This window comes from Bacteriovorax sp. BSW11_IV (assembly GCF_000447755.1).
GTDB lineage: Bacteria > Bdellovibrionota > Bacteriovoracia > Bacteriovoracales > Bacteriovoracaceae > BSW11-IV.
In genome coordinates this window covers 77,513-96,704 of record NZ_AUNE01000052.1, presented here as the reverse complement: position 1 = coordinate 96,704, position 19,192 = coordinate 77,513, and the positions used below count along the sequence as shown (strand labels likewise).

The window sequence follows — 19,192 nt, the reverse complement described above, 5'->3', positions numbered from 1 at the left end:
AAGTATGGGATATTTCAAAAAAAGACAAAGTGAAGATAAAGTTTTTAGAGGCTCTTACGCTTATACACGTAATGATAATGTCTATTGCGAAGAAACATTTGAAGTCTTTCGAGATCGCAAAGACTACACCACGACATTTCAATCTCAACTAATTTCACGCGTTGCAACAGGGGAACTCCTCAATATCAACGTTGATTATACTGTGAATAAAGATTTTATTCCGCAAAAGGTCATCATTGATCGTGCGCTTGGAGAAGAGAAAGTCACTGAACTTTTTCTCTTTGATTCTAAGGCAACACGTATTCAATACTCATTCATCTCAAGAGCTGGTGAAGAAAAAGTTGTTTTACCTTCTAGCCCAAAATTTCACATAGCCACTCCGGCCATGTGTACTTGTATGCTTTTTATTCGCTCGAAAAAATTTGAAAATACTGGACGCAACTACTACTCGACTCTAGTAAGTCGTAACCTGTGGACATATGAAGAAGAGCCAGTCTTTAAAAATATTGTTGTTCAAAGACAAAGTACCTCGACAGAAAACCTCACCATTGAAGGAAATACTGTCCAAAGTGTACAGTATAAAGTTCAAGAACAGCTCGAAGGTGTCGAAACCGAAGACTCTTTGAGAATCTGGCTCAGTCAACACTTAACAATTCCCTATCTCGTTAGAACTCCTGAAGGAACTAAGATACAAATAAAGTACCTCAACAACTTGGATAAAGAACAATGAACTCATGTGTCGGACACTGTTTAGCTGATAGTTTTTCTTTTAAAGAATTAACTGAATCACTAGCAAAAAAATATTCAATAAAAATATTTAAAGACTCTATTTTTATAAATAGAGATGGCGCTGATATTTTCTTATTTCCCTATGGGGTTCTAGTAACTTGGTCACAAGGTGACTTCGATATAGTAGGATTTAAGGAAGAAATTAAAAGCTTTATGAATGTTCCAGTAAAAGAAGATTCATTAAGTATTGATGAATTTCTATACAGTCCGAACAATGATTCATTTCAAGTTTCAGATGATCATATCTATCTGAAAGAGAATAATAAAGTCATGAAATTGGCCATTTCCCATGCAGTGGCCCAATCAATGAAACTCTCTCAAATGGAAACTTCAATTCAAAAATCAATTGAAGACACTGCTCATATTCCAAGAGAGCTTTCAATTAGCGGTACAATTAAATTAACAAAAAAACAAATGGGCCAAATGCGAGGTCTCCTTTATCAGAAAAAGTCGAGAGTGAACCTACACTACGACCTACTAGATAAGCCTGAATTTTTCTGGGAATATCCTGAGCTAGACGATTACTACTTGAAGACAAAGAATTATCTCGAAGTAGAAAATCGTCTCAGTGTTGTTAACAAGAAACTTGAAGTCATTGACCAACTTCTAAGTATCCTGTCAGAAGAGCTAAACCACCGCCACTCATCTAAACTTGAGTGGATTATTATCTGGCTTATCGCCATTGAATTAGTAATCTTTTTAGGACATGACCTACTTAAATTATTTTAGTGACGAATAAATTCTTCTACGCCCTTACAAGCTGAGTCCAGTGATGTACGAACTAGCTTGTAAGGCTCCATTAACTTAAGCACCTTTTCCATTGTCTTGCCTTTCCAATTTCTCGTTCTGGAATCAACTATGATTACACCACCATAATCTTTTTCTGTTCTTAACAGACGTCCAAGCTTTTGATGAAGTGAGCGTGTTCTATGAGAAAGATAATAATCAGTGAATTCATTTCCAATATTTGATTCATAGAACTCTCTACGATCATTAATGACAAGATCCATGCGAAGATCTGGAACTTTATCAATAAAGACAAATTGTAAGGCCTCTCCTGGTACATCAATCCCTTCTCCAAATGATTCCATTCCAAGAAGTATTCCGTTTCCAGAGTTTTTAAATTCCTCTACAACATTATTTCCCATACCTTGAACAAAGACAGGAAGCTCTCCTTCAAATTTTGAGAGTAAATATTCTCTGGCCTTTTCAAAACGTGTTTTAGCAGAAAACAAGAGCAAAGATCGACCCTCAAGATTGCGAATAACATTACTTACTGGGCCCAGGACCTTATCAATAAAATCATGAGAATGGAGTGAAGGAACATCATCACATAAGAAAACACGAGTCTTATTCTCGTAATCATACGTGGCAGGCAGGAAAAAACCACTCTTAAAGCGTCTTTCAGGCTCTGTATAGACATAACCAGTGGCCCATTCAATCCCCTTTGCCCCTTGGTCACCATGAGCGTTGCCAAGAGTCGCAGAAGTGAAAACCACTGAGGCAGATGTTTGTAAAAGCCCATCATGCAAAACACGTCCAACATTGATAGGACATGAATTCATAATAAAACCTTGCGCCTCTAAGTATTTTAACGAATGAGTGTAGTCACTTCTATAATCTGGAAAACCAAGACCAAATTCTAGTGCTGTCGCAATATCACTTACGTGGCCAAAGAATGCCTCAAAACGAGTAAAGGCAATAATCTCATTATCATTTTTAAGATTACTCGCTTCCCATTTTACTGAGTAAGGCATCATAAGTTTTAAAAGTTCTGATACAATATGGCGGATACTATCAAGATGGTTGTAAATATTTTTACCAAGTTGATCGTTTGCTCCCTTTTTAATCATAGGAAGCTCATTCCAATAATCTGATGTATAACGAGGCATTTTTTTAAAGTAGCTCTCTACTTTATCGGGAAGACCAACAAGATGATCGGCAAGCATGCGCTGAAGAGACATGGCCTCACTTCGAATAAAGTTGATAATCTCCGTACTCTCCCCTTCATTTTCTTCATGTTGAGAAAGAAGATAGAAAAGTGAACCTATACCTTGTAAGTGCAATAGAGACTTGTTTAAACCTTCTAAATCTTTTGCACTTACTTCATATGAGAAAGCATCTGTCGTCTCACCTTCAATCTTATGGGCCTCATCTACAACAATATACTCTGGTCTTGGAAAAGACTTTGGCCATGAGAACATTAATGAGTGGTTTCCAATAATAATATCAGCATCCTTGGCCTCTCTAAGCCCTTTGATGTACGAACATTCATTCTTAAACGGACAGCTCTTACCTGTACAGGCCCTAAAATCAACTGCTAATTCACTTTCTTTATCGTCAAAGTATTTTGATTTCTTCTTAAATACAAAAGGTAAATCAGCTCTAAGAATTTGATTACCACTTATTGCATGGGCATTATGATAGAAGACCATATCAAAATACATATTTGTAAATTTATCTTGAAAAGATTTTTGATCTTTAAAAAGATCATCTTCTTCAAGTGATTGTCTAAAAAGAAGCTCGCACAAATGGTTGCCTGATCCTACAAGTTGTTTCACGCGAAGCTCTGTTTCATCAAGGCCAAGGAGCATTCTTAGTTGTGGTACATCTTTGGCCATGGCCTGATGTTGTAGGGCCTTGGTCCCTGTAGCAATCAGAACTTGTTTTTGATTTTCAATTGAATGAAGGGCCGCAGGGATCATGTATCCCAATGTTTTCCCCGTACCTGTGGGGGCCTGAACTAAGGCGTGCACCTTATTTTTAAAGGCCTGCCCAACTCTTAGAGAGAGATCCTCTTGTGACTTTCTATAGCGAAAATGCGGGAGTCTATTTTTTACAACTTCTTCATTATCGTAGATTGCCTTAATATTTTGACCCGTAAAATCGAAAGAAAAGGCCTTAGGCCGTAAATCAAGCGGGGCCTGAGTGGCCTCAAGCTTTTCCTTTGCAATTTTCACATGGTTCTCAAGATCAAAATCGATTTGATCAGCAATCTCTTGCAGTGAAACTCTGTCTAAGCTAAAAAATTTGTAATACCAGTAATCTTTCAATTCATACTTTTGAAAAAGAGAATGAAGAGTATTAAAGCGCGCCTTATCATCGTGAATAACACGTGTAGCGATTAATATGACTTTCAATAAGTCCACAGAGTCTTCATATCCTCTGTGCATCTCTTTCTGGGCAAGTCCCCAATCCACAATAAAATTTTCTAACTTGAAAGAAGAAAAGTGAGGAAAAAGAAGGGCCAAAAAGTAGAGAGAGTCTTCATAACTTTCTCTTTGCAAACCATCGTCAACTTCATCAAAGAATTTTCCTAAAAAGGCTTCTTCAAATTCAGCATTGTGGGCCAACAGGTGCTTTCCATAGAGCTCTTGAATTTCAGGAATCACTTCTTCAGGTCTTGGTGCTTTGGCCACCATTTTTGGTGTAATCCCAGTTAGTTTTTGAATAAAATGACTTAATGGAATTTCTGAGCGCACGAGAGAGTTGTATTTTTTTACAAGTTTTGTGCCTTCAAACTCTAAATAACCCACATCGATGATTTCATCATAGTTAGAATCAGCGCCAGTTGTTTCAATATCAACCACGGCCCATTGGCCTAGGGGATGTTGTGTAGAAGACATAAAGTTTACCTTTAATAAAAATAAGTTTGAAACTTGTTTATAACGCATCTCAAAAGATTGTAAATGCGCCCATTTTATTCTAATCTTAGCTTCTCGATTGACAAGGACAGATGCAATGAACACAAGCTTAATATTTCAAGTTCAATCTTTTCTTATTCTCGCTCTAATTTATTTAGGCGTTTATAAGAGAAAAAACAGAGCTCTTCATGTTAAAATGATGACAAGCGCAATTATTTGGGATGTTTTACTCATCCTACAAATTGAACTGAGTCGCAGTGCTATTATGAAAGCTTCAAAAGTAATGACTAACCCTATGCTTTTGAAAATACACCTCTTTTTTGCGATAGGGAGTGTTCTTTTATTCGTGGCCATGCTAATTACTGGCCGCAAGTTCTTAAAAGGCAACAATGCCATCCGCCCTCTTCACAAGAAGCTTGGTTGGACGACTGTTGTATTTAGAACGATGACATTAATCACTAGCTTTTGGGCCTCATGGCCAGAGGGAACTTTATAATGACTATTTTCGAAGATGTTGCAGCATTAATTAAGTCGAATATCACAGATGCAAAAGTCATGGTTACCGACCTTACAGGAACTCAAGACCATCTAGGCATTACTGTTGCTAGCGATGCTTTTTTAGGCAAGATGCTTTTTCAACAACACAAAATGATCATGGACATACTTGCTCCTAGATTAAAGCAAGATATTCACGCAGTACAAATTAAAACAATGACACTGGCCCAGGCCAGCGAACAAAATATTTTCAATTAAGGAGATCATCTCTATGAGCGACAATCCATTCAATATTTTAGGAAGCGATAAAGTACCTGTAGCAGGCGGACAGAGCGTTGATAGCGCAGACAAGTCTCTTGCACTTAATGAACAAATTACAGGTCTAATTTCATCTAGTGATGTATTTGTATTTATGAAAGGAACTCCAGACATGCCAATGTGCGGATTCTCAGCGAATACGACTGCAATTCTAAATGCAATGAACATCCCTTATAAAACATTTAACATCTTATCTGACGATGATATCCGTCAAGGTGTTAAAGAATTCTCTAACTGGCCAACTTACCCGCAAGTTTACTTCAAGGGTCAATTGATTGGTGGAAATGATGTTGTGACAGAAATGTATCACAACGGAGAGCTTGAACAACTATTCAATTCTTAATCATTAGGCCAGGCAATTTCTATAATTGCTTGGCCAAATTTTTCCAAGTCCATATCCTTTAAAATATACTTATTCGCTCCTAGCTTTAAACACTTTTCCATTTCTTCTTGGTTATCACTAGAACTCATGATTGCAACAAAAGTTTGTGACGAATGAGATTTAATTATATTTAACAATTCCATTCCATTATATTTAGGCATTTTTAAATCCAAAATAAAATGGGCCTGTCCTATTTTGTTTAAGTCGTCCACCAATTCACCTGAATCAGTATAAAAAAGAAGCTCACAATTTAAATGAGAAGTTAAATATGTTTTTATAATGAGACAATCCTCAGCGGAGTCATCACAAATAACAAGTTTCATAGTGGTAAGCTCACTGTTACAATTGTTCCCTCACCAACATTACTATAAACAGATATGTCACCAGCGTGTTGCTTCACAATTAAATGACATAAAGACAAACCTATTCCATTGCCCTCTTTGGAGCCACCCTTATAGAAAAGATTAAAAACATTTTTCATCGCAAGCTTATCAATACCAAGGCCATTATCGATAAAATCGAGTTGAACTTCGTTATGGGAAAGACTGATCGCTATTTTAAAAATAAAAGGCACATCACTTTTTCGGAATTTAAGAGAATTATCTATAAGGTTTTGAACAACCTGACGAAAAAGTAATCGATCGACAACGATAAAATTCAAATTCGTATTTATTTCGATAAAGAACTTATCTTTTGGATCAAGAGATAATTCGTAGAGTGAGAAAATTTCTTCAAAATATTCTTTAATATTAATACGCTCAAGATTTAGCTTTACTCGCCCTAATCTAGAATACTCAAGTAGCCCCTGAACCAAGGACTTCATTTTTAGCGTAGAGGCATTAATTAAAGATAAGTATTCATTAATTTTAGGCGTATCATTTTCTTGTATCGATATTTTCAAAAACTCACTAAAGTGACGAATATGTCTAATTGGTGCTTGTAAGTCATGGCTGGCCACAAAAGCAAAATTTTCAAGCATATCATTACTTTCTTTTAAGTCTGACGTTTTTTTCTCTAGTGTTCTCTCGATCTCTTTATGCTCGTGAATATCTGTCAAAGAGCCGCTCACTGAAGAGAGATTTTTGGTATCATCAAATTCAAATATCACACTACACTTTACCCAACGAAAATGATCTTCAGTCAAAATTCTAAAAGTAATTTTTTGCGACTCTGTTGTTTTACTGGCAATGGCCTTCAGCCAAAACGATAAAACTTTTAATCTATCCTTGCGATAAATCTGCATCAGTCGATTTGGCTTTTTAAATAAGTTTTTAAGATGAAAACGAGTTAAGTGAACGTGAGGACAATCACCTGCAATCCATCCCGACTTCTCAGAAAAATTCCATTCCCAGAATATGTCATTAGAAGCTTCCATTATTTTTTTTAATCTTAGCTCAGCTCTTTTTCTCTCGTCGATATTAGTCATAGTTCCAATCATGATATTTTTTTTCTGAATCAAAAAACCACGATCATTAAACCACTGATATTCACCGCCCACATCCATTCTAAATTCGAGATAATAGTTATCAACTTCTTTCAAGTAGCGCTCAAGCTCTTCTTCAACAATATGTCTATCTTCGGGATGTACAAGATCCATGAAAAGCTCGAAACTTTCTTTTTGAGTAGCATCAAGTCCAAGAAGTTCAAAGAGCTTTGGACTCCAACGAACTTCGTTAGTTGCAACATTCCATTCCCAATACCCATCACCTAAAACAGTCAAAATATCTAGCTGACCAGCATCCAGTTTAGTGCGATGAAATCTGCCATGAAATGTTAATTGGTCAATTATCCATCTTAATATTTTCCCCATAATTCACTATACTTTATAAAAACTTAAATAATTCAAGGTTCTATAAAATTGAGAATATATTAATATTCTAGGAGTAATTTTTCTAAGTACAATTAAGCCATGAATAATAAGGAAAAAACCCTAAGGGTTCTCATCATTGATGACTGTAAGTTGGATTGTGCTTTCCTCGTGGAAAGTCTTAAGAAGATGAATCTTTTCAATACTTCAATTGAAATATGTGATTTACCAACCAAAGAAAAGATGTCAAAAGAACATTTTGATATTGTTTTTTTAGACTATGCCTTTCAAGGTATTACTGCGACAGATTTTCTTATTGTAAACAAACATCTTATTAATGAATTTCCAATTGTTATTATAAGTGATTGCCAATCACCTGTAATTGGTTGCAACCTATTGCGCTTTGGTGTTCAAGATTTCATTAATAAAGAATCAATAATGAGTACAAACTTCGATATTTTTATTTCTAATATCTTAGAGCGCTTTAAAAGAGATCAACATTTGAAGTTACTGTTGCATAATACGCAGACCTTCACAAGTATTGTCAGTCACGATTTAAGAAATCCACTTTCAACAATTAAATCCTATCTGGACATCCTTCTAGAAGAAGATCCGGCCACACAAGAAGAGATTATAGGAATTTTGAAAAACTCTGTTGATAGCTCACTTATTATGTTGGATTCTTTGCTGAGTGATTTGCAGCTTAAAAGTAAAGAGATCGTTCTCGATCTCCACCCTGTTGAAGTTAAGGACTATCTGGAAAATATTGCCAGTGAAGTTAAGCGTCTCATAGAAAATAAAGACCTCGATTTTAATTTGAATCTCAAAGAACTTGAAGCGAAGTCAGTTGTCATAGACGAAATAAAAATAAAAAACGTCATTCTAAACCTGATCAATAATTCTTGTAAGTTCACAAATGCAGGTGGAAAAATCGAATTGGGTGCCTACATCACAGGCGACAACAATATTCTTCGCTTTTATGTGAAAGATACAGGTCTAGGAATTGATGAGGAAACGATTCAAGCACTTTTTGATGAAAATGCCAATGTCTCAAAAGATGGTGTGGACGGAGAAAGAGGATTTGGGATCGGTCTTCATTACTGTCAAAAAGTTTTGAAAAAACACAAATCCCAAATGAATGTTGAAAGTAAAAAAGATTTGGGATCTACTTTTTACTTTGATCTTCCGACTTCGTAAGAGAATCAATTTTCTTAACGACTTTCTCACTCATCGGATTTGTCATAGACAAATAATAGTCTACAAATTCACCATCTTTGTTGAACAGAAATTTTTCAAAATTCCATTTCACGCTGCCATCTTTAAGTTTTGTCAGATAAGCAAATAATGGGTGAATATCTTTGCCTGTTACGACAATCTTTTCTAGAATTGGAAAAGTGACACCATAGTTTAAGCGACAAAATTTTACGACCTCTTTATTCCCTTCGGGAGTTTGTCCATTGAAGTCGTTAGAAGGTACTCCTACAACCATTAATCCCTGAGAAGAATATTTTTTATAGAGGGCCTCTAAATCCTCTAACTGACCAGTAAAACCACATTTAGTTGCGATATTTGCAATTAATAGAGTTTTGCCTTTGAACGCATCAAATTTTACTTCTTTTCCATTTTCATCTTTCAATGAAAAATCATAAATAGACTGAGCAAATGCATTGATTGAAACCATAAAGCCAAGTATACAAATTAATTGTCTCATTGTTCTTCCTTATTCATTAAATTCAAGGTTATGGTAAACCTGTTGAACATCATCATTATCTTCTAAGAGATCGATCAATTTTTCAAACATTTCCAAAGACTTTCCTTCAAGGGCCTTGAAGTTATTAGGGATACGTTTTAAACCCGCTTCCTTAGGCTCTATATCCATCTCATGAAGCTTTGTAGAAACTGAACCGAAGTCTTCCATGGCCGCAATAACCATAATAAACTCATCATCAGAGTAATCGACATCCTCTGCTCCAGCATCAATCATTTCCATCATAAAATCATCATCATCCATGGAAACACTTTCACGAGCTAGAGTAAAAATACTCTTACGATCAAAAATAAATTGAAGACAACCGTCTTTGCCAAGTGAGCCCCCACATTTTGTAAAATAGGACCTCACGGCTGAAACAGTGCGTGTATTATTATCAGTTGCACACTCTACAAATACGGCCACGCCATCTGGCCCATAGCCCTCGAAAGTTGTTTCAATATAATCTTCAGCACCAGCACCGGAGGCCTTTGCAATGGCCCGTTCAATATTGTCTTTTGGAACATTGCCACCACGACAATTTTGCATAGCTAGTCTTAAACGAGGATTTGAATCGGCATCTGGTCCACCTTGCTTTACAGCAACGCCAACTTCCTTTAATAATTTTGTCCAAATTTTTGCTCGCTTAGAATCTTGAGCTGCTTTTCTGTGTTTGGTATTGGCCCACTTACTATGACCTGCCATAGATTCTCCTTTTCGTACAATAAAACAAAGAGAATTTTAACAATTATGAGTGGGATTGAAAAGGAGCCCTACTTCAACGCAGAAATCAGCTCTACTTCGATTTCGCTTATGAGCTCTTCTAGATCAAAAGGTTTTGCAAAGAATTTTTTCGCTCCAGCATCAATGGCCTCTTCAATTGAAATATCGGCCTGACCTGAAACAAAGAAGAAAACTGGTTTTTCAATGGCCGCCATTGTACTCACTTCTTTGAGCACGGCCATACCATTACCGTTAGGCATTTTATAATCGGAAACAACAACGTTGAAATTATTTTTTCGAATAAGATCTATTGCATCATTTCCACAAATGGCCGTCATGGTTTTATAACCATGGTAATTGAACTCTTCTTCCATAAGTTCAAGAATATCCGGCTCATCATCAACGATAAGAACGAGAATATCTTTTGGATTAATTGACTTTGCTTCTGCCAAGAGTGAACTCACTTTTTCGCGTAAGAAGAATAATTACTAATGCTAATATTGATACCATTATATAGTAAAAATATTTAATTACAAAGTAACTAATCCAACCTAGGCCACGAAAAATTGATGACAAAAATTCGCTACGATAAATCACCCTAGCGTATGATGGGGCCGAGCTGTAGTAGATTTGCACAAATGCTCGACCAAGCGAACTCTTTAAAAGAACGTTGTCTCTAAAATGTCTCAAAAATGTCAAAACATAATGGTCGGTTTTAAAACCCGCCGAAATGAGATAACAAGAATTTTTCTCGAGAAAATCTTCAATTTCTAAAGGTTGCCCTGTGCGCTGATTTGATTGAGGCGTTGCAAAGAGATACTTATTTCTAAAGGCAACTGTAACATCATAATCTTGGCCATTAGTTAAGTTCTTAACCTGTCCCAGTCCTGAAGTTGAGCTACTTTCTAATAATCCGATGATCGTAGGGTTCTCAAGACCACCTGTTCCATGAAAGGGAGCATTGGCCGATCCTCCATCAATAATCACCACATCTTTAAATGATGAGATCTGCGAGTTTGAAGTTGAATAAGTCAGATATAAAGACTCATCGCCTGGAGCGACGGCACTTAAGTTGATCGAAAATGAGCTATCAACTTTTGTTGAATAGTTTATTTCTACGTACATACCATTTGAAAAATCTTCTGGATTTATGTCGTCATTTGTAATGTCTGTGTCAGCAAGAAAAATGTAATAAGTTTGCTTCCCAGATGTGTTATCTGATGTTAGCCCAGCTGAAGTACAATTTAGACCTGTAGTAAGACACAAATCAGTCACACTCACATTGAGTCCAAAGGCCTCAGCATCTGAAGAGAAAGTAGTCGAATTGAAAATTTCAACAATTTCATAATTTGTTTCAGATCCATCTTTGGCCGCAATCACAAGATACTTCTCAGTGGCATCAACATCCACGTTCAAATACAAAGTCATTGTACCACTTGTTGGTGTGGCCAAATTTGTTTTTAACCCAGTGAAGTATAATTCAGGTTGCGAAGCACCCTTCATGGGAACATAAACTTTATAGGCCGCGGCCTCAGTCTTCCCATCCCCTGCAACATCTACAGTTAGATCAAATGTAGAGGCCACTGTCATTCTTACAACCGGCTCGTCCGAGTCACTCATAAAAACACCAAATGAGAATGCTTTAAATGAGAGAGTTAAAAATGTAAGTATGAGAATTAATTTATTTATCATATCTTAAGTATGACTGACGATGAGGCGTAAAGTCAATAAAATGGTCATGGCCAATAAACAGCAGATTGGCCATAATGGGCATATGAAAGCATTTAAAAATATTATTAAAATCCCATCACTACTGGCCCTTTTAACTTTGGCGTCTTGTTTCAATGCTGCTGATTATGGCAATGCAGATAAGATCATCAATTCCATGGCCAATTCCATTGAAAAACAAAACCCAACTGTTGCTTCGGTTCATCCTAAGAATATCAAAGAAGAGGATGTTCTTATTGATGTTAGAACTGAAGAAGAAATAAATATTAGTATGATCACTGGTGCAATTACCAAAGCGCAATTTGAGAGCAATATTGATTCATACAAAGACAAGCACCTCATCGTTTATTGCACAGTGGGCACGAGGGCCACGCAATACGCCAAAGAGTTGAAAGAAAAAAACTTCGATGCTTCCAATCTTTATGGCGGAGTTTTAGCTTGGGCCCAGGCGCAAAAGTCATTTGAAAAAAATGGTGAGAAGACTAATAAAGTTCACGTCTCAAGCAAGGCCTTTGACTTACTTCCAAAAGGCTATGAAGGAGTTTACCCATAAAACATCTAGTTAGCATAAATGGTGATATTCTCTCTCGAGAAGATGCAAAAATTTCTATTTTTGATCGCGGCTTTTTGTTTGGTGATTCTGTCTACGAAGTGACACAAACTTTTAATGGTATTCCTTTTCTTTTGCCTGAGCATTTAGAAAGACTTTGGGCCTCAGCAGAAAAATTACATATGAGCTTCTCTTTCACTAAGGAAGATCTCTCTGCTCAAATCGATTCACTTATCAAGGCCATCGCTCTCCCAAGAATTTACCTTAGAATTATCATTACACGTGGCGAAGGTGATATTGGTCTCGATCCATCTCTGGCCAAGAAAAATAACATTATTCTTATAGCAAAAGAGCTCCCTGAAAATCCTGAATGGTGGCTCACAAAAGGTCTATCCGTTATTGTGGCCGACACTATCAGAACATCAGTGAAATCAGTGGACCCCGGAGCAAAATCTGGAAACTATCTCAATAATGTCATGGCCTACGAAGAGGCCATGAAAATTGGTGCCCATGATGCCATCATGCTCAATCACGCAGGTTATGTCACAGAGGCCACAACAAGTAATGTTTGGATCGTCCAAGATGGTAAGGTCATCACGCCACCCCTTAAGGCCGGACTCCTAGGCGGTATTACGAGGGCCAAGCTACTAGAAGTGGCCAAAAAGCATAATATTCCAGTTTTTGAAGAAAATTTTACCGCAAAAGAGCTTCGCATGGCCGATGAATGCTTTGTCACGGCCACCACTAAACAAATAGTCCCTGTAACGACGATTGATGGCAACGCTGTTGGCACAGGGCTACCTGGCGAATTCACCCTAAAGCTGCTCCAGCTCTATAAAAAAGAACTTGGACTTCGTTGATTTCATTGACACAAACAAGCCTTTTCAGTATGATCCACCAGTCGCATTCAAGTATTAACGGTGTTTGAGGGCCTGGGTATATCCCAGAGATGTGATGCGACCATTGGCCATGTCCCAAAAACACAATAAAATTAGGAGCTTATATGGCAAAGTCAACGACAGGTCAGGCCCGCTTTAAAATTCAAAGAGCGCTAGGTCTTGAACTTCCTGGTCTAGGAAAAGCAGGAGCACTTGAAAGACGTCCTTACGGACCAGGTGTTCACGGTAACAAGAGAAAGAAAATCTCTGATTACGCTGTTCGTCTTAAAGAAAAACAAAAACTAGTATTTCACTACGGTCTAAGAGAGAAACAACTAGTTACTTACGTTAAGCAAGCTAAGAGAAACAAAACAAGAGCGTGGATGGATACACTTCTAATCACTCTTGAGTCTCGTCTTAACAACGTAATCTTCCGTCTTAACTGGGCACCATCAATGCCAGCTGCTTCTCAAATGGTAGCTCACGGTCAAGTTCTTGTTAACGGTAAAAAAGTTAACAAAGCTTCTTTCGTAGTTAAGCCAGGTGACGTTCTTACACTTTCTGAGAAAGGTTACAAAAACCAACTTTACAAGCAATCAGTTGAAACTCCAAGACTTCCATCTGTTCCAGCTTGTTACAATGTTGAAGCTAGCGGTGAAAACCTAAAAGCTAAAATGATTGCTGAACCAATGCCAGCTGATATCCCATTCGAATACAATGGTCAGCTAGTAACAGAGTTCTACTTCAAAGTTAAGTAATTCGTTTTTTCGATTCTTAATAGAAGAAGGCCCAGTTTTAAACTGGGCCTTTTTTTTAAATGAAAATTAAAGATAGTCGTTATAGACAAAATCGTCAGCAAACTCTTTTATATTTTTCGCTGAAGCAATATTCAAAATGGCATCCCCTTCATTAACTAAAGGGAGATTGCTAATACCAAGCACAAGTCCTTCGTACTTCGATTTTACCAGATAAGATTTATCATTAAGAAGATCACTAATTTTTCCAATGATCTCACCCTTATGAACAATGTCACCCAGTTTTTTTGAAGGCATAAACACACCACTACGTGTGGCCCTAATCCAACCAGATGATTTTGCCACAACAGGAGTTGAACCAACTTTCTCCACAGTTGGTAGCATCTTTAAATGCGACATAACATTCAATATGCCAGTCACCGCAACATCAATAACTTTCTTCTCAAAGCGCAGCGCCTGCCCACCTTCAAAAAGGAGAACGGGTGTGCCCGCTTCATAGGCCGCTTGCCTCAAAGAGCCATCTCGTAGTTTACTATCCAAAATAACCTTAGCGCCAAAACTGGCAGCAAGCTTTTTCATTAGTGGTCGTTGAAATGATACGCGAATGTGAGGATAGTTAGAACGGTGAATGGCACCAGTGTGGAGGTCAATTCCATAGTCACACTTTTTTACAACTTCGTTCATAAAAATATGGGCCATTCGTGAGGCCAAGGAACCTTTTAAGCTCCCAGGGAAAACACGATTTAAATCTTTTCTATCTGGGAGATAGCGAACAGCACTATTAAAACCAAAAACATTTACAATCGGAATGACTAAGAGTGTTCCCTTAAGTTTTGCAAGTATCTTTTTTCTAAGAAGCTTTCGACAAGCGGCCACTCCATTTATTTCATCGCCATGAATGGCCGCGCAAACAAATAAAGTAGGCCCTGTTTTTTTTCCTCTAATAACATGAACAGGAATTCCAAGTTCGGTACAATCAAAAAGAGAAGGCATTGAAAGTCTTATGAGCTTCCTTTGTCCAGGAAGAATAACCTCACCACCTAATTCAAATTCATGAACCATGGAACAATCCTTTTATCTAACAGCGCTGCTTGTCTCCATGAGCAACAACGCGTTTAGCATTTTCAATAAATTCGTAAATTTTTTCGGCAACGTTGATACCTGTAGACTTCTCAATTCCTTCAAGACCTGGAGAAGAATTCACTTCCATCAACTTAGGACCATCATTAGAACGTAAAATATCAACACCAGCTACATTTAGACCTAGAGTTTTAGCAGCAAGAATCGCAATACGACGTTCTTCTTTTGTGATTTTGATGGCCTTTGCACTTCCACCACTGTGAAGGTTTGATCTAAACTCCCCTTCTTTTGCTTGTCTCATCATACTAGCAACAACTTTGTCACCCACAACAAAACAACGAATATCGGCCCCATTTGCTTCTTTGACAAACTCTTGAACTAAGAAATAAGCATTCAAACAACGAAAGGCTTCCATAACGCTTTCAGCGGCCTTTTTAGTTTCGGCCAAAACAACTCCCTTACCTTGTGAACCTTCAAGAAGTTTAACAACAAGAGGAGCTCCACCACAAAGTTGGATCATATCATCTATTTTTTCAGTAGAATGAGCAAAACCTGTAACAGGCATCCCAATTCCTTTTCTTGCGAGAATTTGATGGGCACGCAGTTTGTCGCGAGACTTCAAAACTGCTCCAGAAGGGTTAACTGAAAATGTCCCCCCCATCTCAAACTGTCTTAAAACAGCAGTTCCATAAAAAGTTACGGCCGTAGCAATTCTTGGAATAACTGCATCGAGATAAGAAAGCTCATGTTCCATATAATGAACAGTTGGCTTAGAAGATGAGATTGTCATATAGCAACGAAGAGGATCAAAAATTTCAACTTGATGTCCTCGCTTAATCCCTTCTTCCACTAATCTTTGACATGAATAACTATCAGGTAAACGAGATAGAATTCCAATTTTTAATCCACCGTTTTCAGCACTCACACAGATCTCCCAATCCATTTTTTCTTTTTTAGATATATAAAGACAGTTAAAACTGATATTAGCATTAAAGCAAGAGCAAAAAAATACCCGTATTTCCAACTCAGTTCAGGCATATTAAAAGGAGAATGAGTTGTGAAATTCATTCCATATAGACCCGTTATAAATGTTAAAGGTACAAAAAAAGTTGACAGGACCGCAAGAAGCATCATGGCCTCATTTTGTTTAGATGAGGATATGGCAATCGACAGATTAATTGTACTATTAAAATTATCTAATAATGATTGTGCCTTGAGATTCAATACCTTTATATTTTCATGAACCTCATCCCAAAAATCTTCAAAACGTTGTAGCTCTTCTTTTTTGAAAAAATTTGTTAACACATTTAGCTCATCTTCAACCTTTTCAAGTAGAAAAGCTCCTTTTTGTATCTGATCTCTAATAGGAAGAATTGAACGAATGAGACCGTGGGAAATCTCCCCCGTTGCCAACTTCTCTGAATGTTCATAATAATTTAATTTAATTTTCTTAAAACGATCTGAGTATCGGTCAACAAAGAAATCAAACAGCGAAAGAAATAAATTCTCGACTCTATCCTCAGAAATATGTGAGCCTTTGGCCATAAGCCTCTTATCGACAAAGCGATTAAAGAAATGAAGAGAGTTACTAGTAATTGTTACGACTCTATTTTTTAATAATAGAAGAGCGATATTTGCCGATTCTAAATTACCTGAAAAAATATCTTCTTTTAAAAGAAGAAGGACATAATCATCGATTTCAATAAATGGAAATGAAACAGGAGAAACAATATCTTCAATAAAAATTTCATTAATCCCAAGTTCGGCCAAGAAGCGACAATTCTCTTCACTAAAACCGCTCAGATGAGTCCATGAAAAAAGATGTGCCTTATTGGCGAGATTTTCCATGGCCGTATCAATCGAAACTTCGCTATGAACTTCAACTTCTCCCCCACGGAAGAAAATTTGCTCAATGCTTGAGTCTGATTCATATTTAATTTGTGACATGTCACCAAAGCTTGTAATTTTATTCAATGTGACCTCCCACCGTACTTACGATATGCAAATCTCGTTGTGGAAATGGGATTGAAATATTTTCCTCTGCAAGAGCTTTATTAATTGTATGCATAACTCTACTTTTCACTTCATGCTGTATATCTGGACGATTTACCCAAAATTTAATGACAAAATTAAGGCTGCTATCACCGAATTCTGTAAATAAAACTCTTGGCGGCGGACTTTGAAGAACTCCAGCAGTTTCCAAAACACGTCTTTCTAAAAGAGTTGTAACAACCTCTGGATCTGTTCCGTAGGCCACACCCACATAACATTTCATTCCAATTTTATTATCGTTTAAAGTCCAATTGGTAAGTCTATTTGATAAGATGTCAGAATTTGGGATTACAGTACAACTATTATCAAAAGACACAACCATCGTACTTCTAATCCCAATACGCTTAACCTGAAGGATATTATCATCTATCTCAATAAAGTCTCCAACGCGAACAGGTCTTTCAAATAAAAGAATAATTCCGGAAATAAAATTGTTAACAATATTTTGTAAACCAAATCCAATCCCGACCCCTAATGCTGAAGCAATAATGACCAGGTTTTTATAAGTCACCCCTAAAATTGAAAACATATGCACAATGTAAATGGCAATAAAAACATATTTTAAAACCGAAGAGAAATGGGCCGTTTGACGGGGCCCACCTGTCACAGGTTCATCATCTAAGACAAGCTTCAATGAAGCGTCCACAAGATGAAAGATAATATTGTAAACAAAAAATAAAAGAACGAGATTGAAAGGCTGAGAAAATTTAACAGCAGTTCCTCCCATAAAAAAGAGTTCAACATCACCTAAACTTTTTACCAGTAAGAACTCTTTTGCCCAGTGATTGGCCACAAAGTAGATAAAAAGAATAAAGAACATAAAGTTCATTGTTCTTATTAAGTTATCAAAAAATTCTTTAAATTCTTTGAGTTGAATTTTATTCTTGAGATTGATAACAAGATCAAGAACAAGATGGTAAATAAACCATCCCCAAAAAAGATGCTGAACACTTTTGAAAAGGTTATCAGTAAGTTCGTTACCTAGATTTTTAAACCCGACAACTGAAACAAAGGCCGAAACGGCCATGGCGAAAGAAAGAAATACGGTAAAGATATTTAAAAATGAAAGAAAGATACTTCCTTTTTTGAAATATCCTGTAATATTCTCAGCTCGAATATGACCCGTAAGTTTAAAAAATGTAATTGCCAAATAAATAAGAACAACATCTTTTGTAAATGAAATGATATCTGATTCTAGGGTAAATTTGTTTTCAATGAGAAAAAGGGCATAAAATAATAAGAAAGATATTTTTGGTATTTTAGCGGCAAATTCCTTTTCACTTTTATTAATTTCTGTAAACACGAGTTCAATGAGAACTGTAGCACATCGAAACCATAGGAAAGGAATTAAAATGAGGTTCGCAATAAAAATCACAACAGAAAATTCAATATAAGGTCCTTCAAAATAGCTCAATATATTTAAAGAAAGAAATAAACTTACTATGAATTTATTTTTAAAAACATTTTCAAAAACGCCTTTTGAAACATCTCCCCCCAAAATGAAAGAATGAGCACGAACGGCCTGTTCAGTTTTTGAGAAAATTAGCATCAAAGAAATTAATGACAAGAAAAATACAATCAATAATCCTAAAAACTGAACTCTCCCTTCGTTATCAAAGAGATGATCATACTCTTGCTTAACCTGCTTTAGGATTGCATCTGAATCAACAAGGAATACCATTTTCAATTGAGAGATGGGATGAATGATAGTTTCTCTTAACTTAAAATGAGAAAAGGCCTTTTTTGAATCTTCTTGAATTCTATTAGAAAGAAAGTTTTTCCACTTACTGACCTCTAAAGTATAGCGATCCATTTCTTTTGTCATACGAGAAAGGTCATTGTCCATTTTAAAGACTTCATTTTTTGCTTTTAACGTCTCTTGAATTTCAGGATTTTGAAGATCTACTGATTCTACTTCAGAGAAGTTGTCTTTTAAATAAGTCACTCTCTCATGAATATCGACAACTTCTTCTTTCAAAATATTATTTCTTTCTTCAAAAAGAATTACCGAATCGAGAATTTTTTTAGTGAGTCCCTTATCTACCGTACCAGAAACAACTCCTGCAAAATCACCTGAGAGATTTTTTCGTTCGATTTTTAAGGCACCAAATTCAACATTTACTTTTGTGTAGTTTCCATGGATGGCCTTGAGATCATCTTCCAAATTATTTTGTGAATATGACTGGACGGAAATAAATAGACATAAAAATAACGATAGTATTCGCAACACTTAGAACTCCCTTT

At 36.5% G+C, this 19,192-nt stretch carries 20 protein-coding genes; 9 read left to right on the top strand and 11 right to left on the bottom strand.

The annotated features are described in order from the left end of the window. Window positions 1-4: 4 nt before the first annotated feature. Both M899_RS15260 and M899_RS15255 read left to right on the top strand, forming a co-directional pair. Window positions 5-730: a hypothetical protein gene (locus M899_RS15260; protein WP_021272340.1), complete on the top strand. Its 726-nt coding sequence runs from the start codon at window positions 5-7 to the stop codon at window positions 728-730. After that, a complete protein-coding gene (locus M899_RS15255) occupies window positions 727-1,518 on the top strand; it encodes an RMD1 family protein (RefSeq protein WP_021272386.1) in 792 nt (263 codons plus the stop codon). Before M899_RS15260 ends, M899_RS15255 begins: the two co-directional genes overlap by 4 nt. Here M899_RS15255 and M899_RS15250 read toward each other — a convergent pair. Beyond that, entirely contained in the window at window positions 1,515-4,415 is a 2,901-nt protein-coding gene (locus M899_RS15250; RefSeq protein ID WP_021272307.1) for a helicase C-terminal domain-containing protein, read from the bottom strand. The genes M899_RS15255 and M899_RS15250 overlap by 4 nt on opposite strands. A gap of 115 nt (window positions 4,416-4,530) precedes the next feature. Between M899_RS15250 and M899_RS15245 the strand changes: the two genes are divergently transcribed. The 3 genes from M899_RS15245 to grxD are packed head-to-tail and all read left to right on the top strand — an operon-like array spanning window position 4,531 to window position 5,589. Continuing rightward, entirely contained in the window at window positions 4,531-4,929 is a 399-nt protein-coding gene (locus tag M899_RS15245) for a hypothetical protein (protein ID WP_021272309.1), read from the top strand. Next, the gene (locus M899_RS15240) at window positions 4,929-5,186 is read left to right on the top strand and encodes a BolA/IbaG family iron-sulfur metabolism protein (RefSeq protein WP_021272383.1); all 258 of its coding nucleotides are present in this window, start codon (window positions 4,929-4,931) and stop codon (window positions 5,184-5,186) included. Before M899_RS15245 ends, M899_RS15240 begins: the two co-directional genes overlap by 1 nt. Window positions 5,187-5,199: 13 nt before the next feature. Then, window positions 5,200-5,589 carry a Grx4 family monothiol glutaredoxin gene (gene grxD / locus M899_RS15235; RefSeq protein WP_021272382.1) on the top strand — a complete coding sequence of 130 codons (390 nt, stop codon included), beginning with the start codon at window positions 5,200-5,202 and terminating at the stop codon, window positions 5,587-5,589. Here the strand turns inward: grxD and M899_RS18010 are convergent. Beyond that, the gene (locus M899_RS18010; protein WP_021272392.1) at window positions 5,586-5,951 is read right to left on the bottom strand and encodes a response regulator; all 366 of its coding nucleotides are present in this window, start codon (window positions 5,949-5,951) and stop codon (window positions 5,586-5,588) included. The two genes, grxD and M899_RS18010, sit on opposite strands and share 4 nt — an antisense overlap. Beyond that, window positions 5,948-7,438, bottom strand: a complete 1,491-nt coding sequence (locus tag M899_RS15225; protein WP_034729802.1) for a sensor histidine kinase — start codon at window positions 7,436-7,438, stop codon at window positions 5,948-5,950. Before M899_RS15225 ends, M899_RS18010 begins: the two co-directional genes overlap by 4 nt. Window positions 7,439-7,537: 99 nt before the next feature. Between M899_RS15225 and M899_RS15220 the strand changes: the two genes are divergently transcribed. Then, the gene (locus tag M899_RS15220; RefSeq protein WP_021272347.1) at window positions 7,538-8,632 is read left to right on the top strand and encodes a sensor histidine kinase; all 1,095 of its coding nucleotides are present in this window, start codon (window positions 7,538-7,540) and stop codon (window positions 8,630-8,632) included. Here M899_RS15220 and M899_RS15215 read toward each other — a convergent pair. The 4 genes from M899_RS15215 to M899_RS15200 form a co-directional block, all read right to left on the bottom strand. Next, window positions 8,601-9,146, bottom strand: coding sequence for a glutathione peroxidase (locus tag M899_RS15215; protein ID WP_021272285.1), 546 nt, complete (start codon window positions 9,144-9,146; stop codon window positions 8,601-8,603). The genes M899_RS15220 and M899_RS15215 overlap by 32 nt on opposite strands. A gap of 9 nt (window positions 9,147-9,155) precedes the next feature. Further along, window positions 9,156-9,887: a YebC/PmpR family DNA-binding transcriptional regulator gene (locus tag M899_RS15210; protein ID WP_021272462.1), complete on the bottom strand. Its 732-nt coding sequence runs from the start codon at window positions 9,885-9,887 to the stop codon at window positions 9,156-9,158. Window positions 9,888-9,955: 68 nt separating this feature from the next. Then, window positions 9,956-10,357, bottom strand: coding sequence for a response regulator (locus M899_RS15205; RefSeq protein WP_021272328.1), 402 nt, complete (start codon window positions 10,355-10,357; stop codon window positions 9,956-9,958). Then, the gene (locus tag M899_RS15200; protein WP_021272458.1) at window positions 10,335-11,597 is read right to left on the bottom strand and encodes a CFI-box-CTERM domain-containing protein; all 1,263 of its coding nucleotides are present in this window, start codon (window positions 11,595-11,597) and stop codon (window positions 10,335-10,337) included. The genes M899_RS15205 and M899_RS15200 overlap by 23 nt, the downstream gene beginning before the upstream one ends. Window positions 11,598-11,679: 82 nt before the next feature. On the opposite strand from M899_RS15200, the gene M899_RS18005 reads away from it, so the two are divergent. The 3 genes from M899_RS18005 (at window position 11,680) to rpsD (ending at window position 13,819) form a co-directional block, all read left to right on the top strand. Next, window positions 11,680-12,186 (top strand): rhodanese-like domain-containing protein, encoded by a 507-nt coding sequence (locus tag M899_RS18005; RefSeq protein WP_196801781.1) that lies wholly within the window; start codon window positions 11,680-11,682, stop codon window positions 12,184-12,186. Window positions 12,187-12,284: 98 nt separating this feature from the next. Continuing rightward, window positions 12,285-13,043 (top strand): aminotransferase class IV, encoded by a 759-nt coding sequence (locus tag M899_RS15190; RefSeq protein ID WP_231370286.1) that lies wholly within the window; start codon window positions 12,285-12,287, stop codon window positions 13,041-13,043. 143 nt (window positions 13,044-13,186) lie between these two features. After that, window positions 13,187-13,819: a 30S ribosomal protein S4 gene (gene rpsD, locus M899_RS15185; RefSeq protein WP_021272465.1), complete on the top strand. Its 633-nt coding sequence runs from the start codon at window positions 13,187-13,189 to the stop codon at window positions 13,817-13,819. A gap of 66 nt (window positions 13,820-13,885) precedes the next feature. Here rpsD and M899_RS15180 read toward each other — a convergent pair whose 3' ends face one another. Genes M899_RS15180 through M899_RS18000 form a run of 4 tightly spaced genes read right to left on the bottom strand, consistent with a single transcriptional unit; the run spans window position 13,886 to window position 19,178 of the window. Next, entirely contained in the window at window positions 13,886-14,878 is a 993-nt protein-coding gene (locus tag M899_RS15180) for a succinylglutamate desuccinylase/aspartoacylase family protein (protein WP_021272281.1), read from the bottom strand. 16 nt (window positions 14,879-14,894) lie between these two features. Then, window positions 14,895-15,821: a 30S ribosomal protein S6--L-glutamate ligase gene (gene rimK, locus M899_RS15175; RefSeq protein WP_021272325.1), complete on the bottom strand. Its 927-nt coding sequence runs from the start codon at window positions 15,819-15,821 to the stop codon at window positions 14,895-14,897. Continuing rightward, window positions 15,818-16,870, bottom strand: a complete 1,053-nt coding sequence (locus M899_RS15170; RefSeq protein WP_021272314.1) for a magnesium transporter CorA family protein — start codon at window positions 16,868-16,870, stop codon at window positions 15,818-15,820. The genes rimK and M899_RS15170 overlap by 4 nt, the downstream gene beginning before the upstream one ends. Further along, window positions 16,863-19,178, bottom strand: a complete 2,316-nt coding sequence (locus M899_RS18000; RefSeq protein ID WP_052610363.1) for a mechanosensitive ion channel family protein — start codon at window positions 19,176-19,178, stop codon at window positions 16,863-16,865. The genes M899_RS15170 and M899_RS18000 overlap by 8 nt, the downstream gene beginning before the upstream one ends. Window positions 19,179-19,192 lie beyond the last annotated feature (14 nt).